Raw genomic sequence first — 8,052 nt, 5'->3', positions numbered from 1 at the left:
GGCCGGGCGCCCGCGCCGGCGGGCTGGCCGGCGGCCGCGTCCTGCGCGCCGGGGCCGGCGCCCCCGCCCGCTTCCTGCGCGGCCAGGCGCGCGGCAAGCGCCGCCACCGGCACCTGCACGCCGTCGGCATCGAGGAAGCCGCGCTTGATCAGGATGCGCTGCAGCGCGTAGCCGATCGCCGCCACCTCGGAGTCATGAAAGCGCGGCGCCTCGCTGCCGTCCTGGCGCTGCAGCGTGCCGTAGCGCACCGTGCCCTTGTCCCACACCACGTTGCGCATGTCGGCCAGCGCCTTGGCGATCGAGCCGCCCGAGCGCGCCACCATCGACAGCAGGCGCATGGTGGAAGTGATCCACTGCTGGCCGTCGTTGCGCTGGCCGGCCGGCATGAAGAATTCCACCGGCCGCTCCACCGCCACCGGCTTGCCGTCCAGCACGCCGGCCACGCGCATGAAGTTGACGGTGAGGTAGACCGTCTTGTGGCCCTCGTAGGTCATGTACTCGACCTTGGACGTCACCCCTTCGAGGTCGCCCACGGGGCGGCTCTCGAACGGCTTGCGCAGCGGGTCGTCGGCCGGCGCCCCGGCGGCGGGCGCGGCCGGCGCGGCGGGCGTCACCGACAGCACCGCGCCGAGCACGCTGTTGGGGCGGTAGGTGGCCAGCCCCTTGAGCCCGGCGCGCCAGGCATCGAGGTAGAGGTTGCGGAAGGCCTCGTAGGGATAGTCCTCCGGCACGTTGACGGTCTTGCTGATGCTGGTGTCGATGTAGGGCTGCACCGCCTCGAGCATCTTCATGTGGTCGAGCGCGGACATCTGCAGCGCGGTGACGAAGCTGTCCGGCAGCCGCGCCATGTCGCCGCCGAGATGGCGGTACAGCCGCCAGGCGTGGTCGGCCACCTCGAACACCTGGTAGGTGTCGTCCGGCATGCGCTTGCGGCGGTTGTAGGTCCACGAGAAGGCCGGCTCGATGCCGTTCGAGGCATTGTCGGCGAAGGCCAGCGTGATGGTGCCGGTGGGCGCGACCGAAAGCAGGTGCGAGTTGCGGATGCCGTCGCGCGCGATCGTCTCGCGCAGCGCCGGCGGCAGCCGCCGGGCGAAGCCGCTGGCCAGGTATTCGTCGGCCTTGAACTGCGGGAAGGCGCCCTTCTCGCGCGCCAGCGCGGCGGAGGCCTGGTAGGCCGTGTCGCGCAGCACCTCGGCGACGCGCGCGGCCAGCGCGCGGCCGGCCTCGGCGTCGTAGCGGATGCCCAGCATCACCAGCGCGCTGCCCAGCCCGAGGAAGCCCAGGCCGACGCGGCGCTTGGCCTGGGCCTCGGCCTGCTGCTCGGGCAGCGGCCAGAAGGTGACGTCGAGCACGTTGTCGAGCATGCGCACGGCCAGCCGCACGACCTCGGCGAAGGCGTCGAAGTCGAAGCGGCTGTCCGCGGCGAACGGCTGGCGCACGAAGCGGGTCAGGTCGATGGAGCCGAGGCAGCAGCAGCCGTAGGCGGGCAGCGGCTGCTCCGCGCACGGGTTGGTGGCCTCGATGCGCTCGCAGTAATAGAGGTTGTTGTCGTCGTTGATGTGCGAGAGGAACAGGATGCCGGGCTCGGCGTGGTCGTAGGTGGCCTGCATCACCTGGTCCCACAGCTGCCGGGCCGGCACGCGGCGGTAGACCCACTGGCCGTCGCCGCGCCGGTACGCGCCGGCGGCGATGGCCTCGGCGGCGGGCTCGGCCTCGTGGATCAGCTCGACCTCGCCGTCGGCCTCGACCGCGCGCATGAAATCGTCGCTCACGCCGATAGAAATGTTGAAATTGGTCAGGTCGCCGCGGTCCTTGGCGTGGATGAAGGTCTCGATGTCCGGGTGGTCGCAGCGCAGCACGCCCATCTGCGCACCGCGGCGCGAGCCGGCCGACTCCACCGTGGCGCACGATGCGTCGAACACCTTCATGAACGAGACCGGCCCCGAGGCGCGCGAATGCGTGCCGCGCACCAGCGCGCCGGCCGGCCGTATCGCGGAGAAATCGTAGCCCACCCCGCCGCCGCGCCGCATGGTCTCGGCGGCCTGCGCCACCGCGGTGTAGATGCTGGGCTTGCCGCCGCGCGCGTCGGACACCGAATCGCCGACCGGCTGCACGAAGCAGTTGATCAGCGTGGCCTCGATGCGCGTGCCGGCCGCCGAGGCGATGCGCCCCGCCGGCACGAAGCCCTGCTCCTGCGCCCACAGGAAGCGCCCGGCCCACTGCTCGCGCTCGGTCGGGGCCTCGGCCTCGGCCAGCGCGCGCGCCACGCGCAGGCGCACGTCGGCAACGCTGGCCTCCTCGCCCTTGGCGTATTTCTCCAGCAGGACTTCGGTGGAGATGTCTTGCGGCGGCAAGGTGGCGTGGAGCATCTGGTCTTTGGCGTTCATCGCTGGTCTCGCTGGTTGTGGTGGCGGCCCTGCGCGCCGCGCCGGCACGGTTCCACTGTAGTGCCGGCCCGGGCCGGCCATGCGGCTTGCCGGGTCAATTTCACGGGAAATAGGCGGGCCCGCCCGCACTGGGTTACAATGCGCACCGGACGGGCCTCCTCGCATGGCGGCGCGGTCAACCTGGTCAGGTCGGGAACGAAGCAGCCACAGCCGTTTTCCGCCAGTGCCGAGGGTCAGGCTCGTCCCCCTATTCCGCCATTCCGCTATTCCCCTGTCTTCTGCCTTCTTGCCGGATTTTCCGCCGGACCCGCTCGCGAACCCTGTCGCCAGGTCCTTCCCCGCGGAATCCGCGCCGCAGGACTTCCCGGCAAAGCCATTCGTCCCCCGGTCATTCGCTCCCCGGCAGCAATCCGTCCCTTCCCGGCCGCGTCCGCGCGTTGCGCCCTGCGCACCGGTGCGGCTATTGTGCCGCGCATGGCAAGCCGCGCGTCATGACGCAGGACAAGTCTAGAACAATGCCCCCTGGCGCGGAACCTGCAATGCATCCGCCGCGATCCACTCCCCGTCGGCCGTGGCCACGCCGGCCTCGACGCGCCGCCCCGGGAACATCGGCCTGACCGCCGCCACGTAGCGCGCGAGCTGCTGCGCATAGGCCGCGTGCTCCTGCGGCAGCAGGCGCAGCTTGTAGTCGACGATGACCACGCGCTCGTCGAACTCCACCAGCCGGTCGATGCGCAGCAGGCGGCCGCGCGCGTCATATAGCTCGACCTCGTTGCGCGCGCTGCGCGCGTCCTGCGGGAACAGCAGCGGGCGCAGCGCGGGCGCTTCCAGCATGCGCCGCGCCGCGCCGATGGCGGCCTCGGCCTGAGCCCGCCACTGCGCGCGCGCCTGCGCATCGCCGCCGCCGGCCAGCGGGAACCAGCGCATCACCACGTCCGGCCCGGGCAACGCTTCGAACGCCTCGGGATAGCGCGTGATGCGCTCGACCAGCGCGTGGATCAGTTCGCCGTGGCGCGCCGCCTCGGCGTCGAAGACGATGGCATGGCTGTCCTCTTCGACGTCATCCCGCGCCGCGTCCTCGTCTTCCCATTCGTAGACCGGCACCAGCGTGTCCGCCGCCTCGCGGTAGCGCTCGCGGAAATCGGCATAGCGCACGCGCGCGTCGTGGCCGGGCCGCTGCCAGGCGTCGTCGCCGGCCGTCGCCGGCGGGAACGCCTCCACCGGCGCGCCCGTGCCGGCCGACTGCAGGCGCACGTACCAGCTCCCGGCGATCTCGCGGTTGCCTTCGCCCTCGGCGCCGCGCGCGGCGCGCCCTTTCACGCCGCTGACCAGCAGGCCCTGGCACGCGCGCGTCATGGCCACGTAGAGCAGGTTCCAGTTCTCGCGCTCGGCCAGCGCGGCCTCGGCCTCGAACAGCGGCGCGCGCGCCAGCCCGCGCGTGCTGCGCTTGCCGTAGGCGGAAAAATGCACCGGCACCGGCGACGACGGCGGCCAGTCGATCAGGATGCCGCCGTTGTCGGCGGCGGGCTCGCTGTGGTTGGCGTCGAGCAGCACCACGAACGGCGCCTCCAGGCCCTTGGCGGCGTGCACGGTGAGGATGTGCACGGCGTCGAGCGCGCTGTCCGCCGCATCGGCCGCATCGGCGTCGCCTTCTTCGGCACGGTCCGCCATGCCGCCTTCATCGGGGCTTTCGCCCTCTTCGCCGCGGCGGATCTCCTGCAATTCGTCGATGAACTTGGGCAGGCTCGGATAGCGCCCGCCGTCGAGGTCGAGCGAGAGCTTGAGGAAAGCGTCGAGATTGGCCAGCACCTGGTCGCGGATGTCGGCGGGCGCGGCCTCGGCATAACGCCGGCGCACCTCGCCGCCGTGATAGATGTGGTCGATCAGGTCGTGCACGGGCCGGTGCGGCGCGACTTCCAGCCAGTGCCGCAGGCGCGCCACGCCGTCGCGCAGCGCCGCGCTGGCGAACTCGGGCAGGCCCTGCCCGCGCAGGCAGGCCCACCAGCCCGGGCGCGGCTCCTGCGCCTGCACCTGCTGCGCGATGGCGATCAGGTCTTCGTCGGTGGCGCCGACCAGCGGGCTCTTGAGCACGTGGGCGAGGTCGAGGTCGGACTCCGGCGTCATCAGGAAGGCCAGCAGCGCCGACAGGTCGAGCGCCTCGAGCGTGGCCAGCAGGCCGCCGCGGCGCGGGCTCAGGCACGGGATGCCGGCCTCGCGGAAGGCGCGCTCGTATTCCGCCAGATAGGTCTTGCGGCGCACCAGCATGTGGAAATCGCTCCAGCGCGCCGGGCGCGTGCCGCCGCCTTCGGCCACCGGCACGGTGGCGCGGACGTGGCGCAGCCACGCCGCCACGCGCCGGCCTTCTTCGAGGCGCAGCGAGTCGCCTTCGTGCCGGCGCGGCTGGGTCAGCGTGTCGCGGTGGATGGCGGCGGTTTCCTGCGCGCCGTCTTCGGCCGCCTCCGCACCTCCAGCATCTTCCCCGGCATCTTCCGCCGCCTCCGCTTCGGGCTCGACCAGCGGCAGCAGCCATACCGGGCCGCCCGGCTCTTCGAGCGCGGTGGTCTGCGTCTCGAACAGCGGATAGCGGCCGTCGGCGCGCGCGGCACCGAACACCGCGTTGACCCACTCGAGCACCTCGGGCCGGTTGCGGCGGGTGCGGTTGGTGCGCAGCACGGTGGCGCCGAACGCGGCCTGCAGCATCTCGCTGGCAGTCTGGAACAGGCGCGCGTCGGCGCGGCGGAAACGGTAGATGGACTGCTTGGGGTCGCCCACGAGGAATACCGTGGGCCGCTCGCCGAGGCCCGCGTAGCCGGCCAGCCAGCCTTGCAGGATGCGCCACTGCAGCGGGTTGGTGTCCTGGAATTCGTCGAGCAGCAGGTGGCGGTAGCGCGCGTCGAGCCGCACCTGCAGGTAGGTGGCGGTTTCCTCGTCGCGCATGAGCCGCGCGGCCAGCCATTCGAGGTCGGCGAAGTCCATCGCGCGCTGCTCGGACTTGTGATGCTGGTAGCGCGTCAGCAGCGCGTCGCCGAGGCGGTAGAGCGCGAGGTTGACGGCCAGCACGGCGGCCTCGCAGCGGCGCTGCGCCACCTGCTCGAGCGCGGCGCAGCGCTCGCCGTGCGCGGCCACGAACGCCTCGACCGCGGCCTCGCCGCCGAGCGCCTTGGTCAGCGCGGCGGTCGCGCGCAGCGAGCGCGGCTTGCCGGCGGCGGTGAAGAACGCATCGCGCAGGACCGCGAAGGCGCGCTCGGCCGGCGCGCCGTCCGCCGCCCCGCCCTCGCGCCACGCGCGGATCGCCATGACCGCGTCCGCCAGCCGCGCGGCATGGGCCTGCTCGGTCTTGCCGCCGCGGCCCAGTTGCGAGGCCATGTCCTGGCAGGCGTCGAGCCAGGCGTCGTCGGCCAGCACTTGGGGCAGCACGTCGACGCGCGCGTCGTCGCCGAGATCGGCGGCCAGCGCCTCGGCGGGATCGGCGCTTTCCTTGAAGGCGAACCACTCGCTGCGCGCATGGAACATCGCGTCCAGCAGCGCGCGCGCCTGGAACTCGCCGATGGCGTCCACCAGTTGCTCGAAGGCGGCGCGCAGCTCCGCATACGGCGGCGTGGCCAGCGCCTGCCAGAACGGCGCCCAGGCCTCGCGCTTCATGCGCAATGCGTCCTCGCGCAGCGTGGCGCCGGGCACGATGCCCGAGGCCAGCGGCGCGCCGCGCAGCAGCGTGCCGAACCAGCCGTGGAAGGTGTCGATGGCCATGCGCCCCGGCGCGGCCAGCACCTGCGCGTGCAGGCCGCGCGCGCGCGGCAGCGCGGCGCGCGCGGCGTCGGCGGACAGGCCGCGCTGGACCAGCGCGGCGATCACCGCGTCGTCGTCGTCGCGCGCCAGCTGGGCCAGCACTTCGAGCAGGCGCTCGCGCATTTCCTCGGCGGCCTTGCGCGTGAAGGTGATGGCGAGGATCTCGTGCGGCGCGGCGCCGGCCAGCAACAGGCGCAGCAGGCGCGCCACCAGCAGCCAGGTCTTGCCGCTGCCGGCACAGGCCTCCACCACCACCGAGGCGGCGGGGTCGCAGGCCGCGCGCGTGAACTCGGCTTCGGCGACCGGCGCGCCGTCGCGCAGATAGGCGTGCGCGCTCATGCGCGGCCTCCCACCTGCGGCGGCAGCGCCGTGCTTTCCCAGAAGCCCTTGCGGCACAGGCCGCGCGCGGTGCAGTAGGTGCACGCGCCGGCATCGCCGAAGGCCGGCAGCGGCGCGTCCCGGCGCAGGCGCATCACGTCCTCGCGCAGCTGGCGCTCCAGCCAGGCCACGGCGGCGTCGAAATCGGGCAGGCCGACTTCGCGCTGGGCCGCGGGCGGGCCGTCCTTCGCGCCTTCCAGCGCCACCCAGCTGCCGACGCGCACGTCGGCGCGCAGCAGGCCGTAGAACGGCAGCTGGCAGTCCTCTTCCACGTCGTCGACCTTGCGCTTGAGGCGCAGCACGCTCTGCGTCTTGTAGTCCAGCACGGCGCGGCTGCCGTCGCGCGCGCGGTCGAGCCGGTCGATGCGGCCGTTGACGCGCAGCGGCTGGCCGTCGGGCATGGGCAGGTCGACGGTGGCGTCGATCTCGCCGCCGTCCCAGAACCAGCCCTGCGCCTCGCGCTCGGCCTGCCACGCCACGTAGGACGGCAGCACCTCGCACCAGCGGCGGTAGTAGCCGATGGCGTTGCCGTCCTCGCGCATCAGCGCGCCGAATTCGTGGTCGGAAATCTCGCGCAGCCGCGCCAGGCGCGCGTCGTCGTGGCGCAGGCCGTCCTCGCCGGCCTCGCGGTGATAGCGCAGCAGGATGCGGTGCAGCAGCTCGCCGATGTCGCGCTTCTCCAGATCGTCGCTGACCACTTCCAGCCCGGCCAGGCCGAGCATGCGCCCGGCGAAGAACTGGTAGGGACAGCGGCGCAGCATGTTGTACGCCTGCGCGCTCCAGCGCGCGGGCACCAGCTCCGCGGCGGCCGGCGCCGGCATGCCGCCCGCTTCGGCGAAGGTCTCGTGCAGCGCCGGCAAGGCGCTCGCCTCGATCGGCGCGCCGGCGCGCGAGCACAGCGCGCCGAGCCGCTCGATCCAGCCCGACACGTGCTTGGGCTCGCCGCGCGCGCCCAGGCGCTGCCAGGTCAGCACCACGTCGTCGTTGTTGAGCAGCACTTCGGCCAGGTCGCGCGCCTGCTGGGCGAAGCGGATCTCGCGGTCTTCCAGCGCCAGCTCGCGGCGCATCTGGTTGGAGAAGAACATCAGCTCGGCCGCGCTCGACGGCAGTTGCGCGTCGTCGCAGCCGACCACCACCACGCCGTCGAAGCGGCGCATGCGCGCGCCGTTGAGCGGCAGGATGGTGATGCGCGCGGCGCCGCTGGCCGAGGGCTCCTTGTAGGCCACCGATTCGAGCAGCGCCGAGAGCATCGAGCGGAATTCCGCCAGGTCGAGCGTGGCGGCCGCGCCGGTTTCGTCGTGCGGCAGGTCGGCCAGGCGCGCCAGCGCGTCGAGCAGCTGGCGGCCGGCATCGTCGGCGGCCAGCGCCGCGCGCATGGCGAGCGCGTCGAGCGTGGCGTCGAGCCGTTCGAGCCAGGTGGACACCGGCTGCTGCGTCCGGCCGCGCGGCCACGCGCCGGCCTCGGCGGCGAGCCGCTGCACCAGTTCGCAGGCGGCCTGGC

Annotated in this window: 3 protein-coding genes and 1 other RNA gene; 1 reads left to right on the top strand and 3 read right to left on the bottom strand. The window is 73.1% G+C overall.

Going from position 1 to position 8,052, the window contains the following annotated elements; all coding sequences use genetic code 11:
• Positions 1 to 2,387, bottom strand: a 2,387-nt coding sequence (locus tag K206_RS0113395; protein WP_020202919.1) for an adenosylcobalamin-dependent ribonucleoside-diphosphate reductase, incomplete at its 3' end; no start/stop codon positions are given.
• Between the two features lie 148 nt (positions 2,388 to 2,535).
• On the opposite strand from K206_RS0113395, the gene ffs reads away from it, so the two are divergent.
• An RNA gene (ffs, locus tag K206_RS41130) (signal recognition particle sRNA small type) lies at positions 2,536 to 2,634 on the top strand.
• Positions 2,635 to 2,894: 260 nt separating this feature from the next.
• Here the strand turns inward: ffs and K206_RS0113390 are convergent.
• Both K206_RS0113390 and K206_RS0113385 read right to left on the bottom strand, forming a co-directional pair.
• On the bottom strand, positions 2,895 to 6,512 hold the full coding sequence (locus K206_RS0113390; RefSeq protein ID WP_020202918.1) for an exodeoxyribonuclease V subunit beta: 3,618 nt from the start codon (positions 6,510 to 6,512) through the stop codon (positions 2,895 to 2,897).
• Positions 6,509 to 8,052, bottom strand: a 1,544-nt coding sequence (locus K206_RS0113385; protein WP_020202917.1) for a PD-(D/E)XK nuclease family protein, incomplete at its 5' end; no start/stop codon positions are given. The genes K206_RS0113390 and K206_RS0113385, both read right to left, overlap by 4 nt.

The organism is Cupriavidus sp. WS (assembly GCF_000395345.1).
GTDB classification, from domain to species: Bacteria; Pseudomonadota; Gammaproteobacteria; order Burkholderiales; family Burkholderiaceae; genus Cupriavidus; species Cupriavidus basilensis_B.
Note: the sequence above shows the minus strand (reverse complement) of the source record. Positions and strands in the feature narration are given on the sequence as shown.